This is a genomic window from Streptomyces sp. 3-6, assembly GCF_056323165.1.
In genome coordinates, this window is the sequence record NZ_JBWHZP010000054.1 from 1 (window position 1) to 695 (window position 695).

Sequence of the window (695 nt, forward strand, 5' to 3'; positions counted from 1 at the left end):
CTTCCACCGCCCCCAGCACGGGGTGCGGACCGTACCGCCGGCACCCCGGTAGCCCTTGTCGGCCCAGCATGCGATGCCGGCCTCGGCGAGGGCGTCGACGATGCCATGTTCGCGAGCCGCGCGGACGTCGTGGACAGCTCCGGGCAGGGCCGGTGAGGCCCACAGCAGCCGGCCGAAGGGATCGGCGAGGACCTGCACGTTCATCCCGTGCCTCTTGTGCTTCCCCGAGTAGTAGGGCCGGTCCGCGGCGATCCGGTCGATCGGCAGCAGGGTCCCGTCCAGCAGCACGAACGCCTTCGACGACGCCGTCCGGACTGCCTCCGCAAGGGTCGGCGCGAGAGCGGCCAGGACCTCGACGGCCTCGGTGATGTACCGGTACGCGGTCGTGGTCCCGATGCCGAACCCGGCCGCGAGCTGGGCATAGGGGTGGCCGTTGCGGAGGTGGGCAAGAGTGAGCAGGGCCTGACGGCCGGCACTCAGGCGCCGCCAACGGGTACCGAGCTCTTGGCGGCGCTGACGGAGTTTGGCGGACAGGAAGCGCAGGGCAGAACTGGACACGTCGACGCCCGACGGGTAGACAAGCACACGAAGCCTCTGGTGGAGACGGATTTCTTGGTCGAAAACCCATCTACCAGGGGCTTCACCTGTCTGTCACCCCAACTGCCCCTCCAACCGAACAGGTTGGAAAGAGCTCA

1 protein-coding gene is annotated in these 695 nt (G+C 68.6%); it reads right to left on the reverse strand.

Translation table 11 applies throughout. From position 1 onward, the window contains the following. On the reverse strand, nucleotides 1-585 hold a 585-nt coding region (locus tag AC02VZ_RS26040; protein ID WP_476476562.1), incomplete at its 3' end, for a transposase family protein. Nucleotides 586-695 lie beyond the last annotated feature (110 nt).